Here is a 240-nt window from a genome sequence, read left to right as displayed (position 1 = left end):
CGGTGAATCCAATTCCGGCTAATCCGGCAGCGCCAACAGCTAGCGTAACAGTTCAACCGACTTGTACGGTTCCAACGGGAACGATTGTAGTGACCGCACCAACAGGAGCTACTTTAGAATATAGCGTAAACGGAGTAAGTTATCAGGCTTCAGGAACTTTTACAGGACTTCCCCCAGGAGGATACAATGTAACGGTTCGCGATACGGCTACGGGTTGTGTTTCTTCGGCTACACCTTTAA

The 240-nt window shown here is 49.2% G+C and carries 1 protein-coding gene; it reads left to right on the top strand.

The annotated features are described in order from the left end of the window. Positions 1–240: hypothetical protein (locus LZZ90_RS14035; protein WP_237791330.1), on the top strand; the 240-nt coding region annotated here is incomplete at both ends.

The sequence above is a fragment of the Flavobacterium sp. SM15 genome, assembly GCF_022012335.1.
GTDB lineage: Bacteria > Bacteroidota > Bacteroidia > Flavobacteriales > Flavobacteriaceae > Flavobacterium.
The sequence above is the reverse complement of the archived record's forward strand: the minus strand, read 5'-3'. Positions and strand labels throughout refer to the sequence as shown.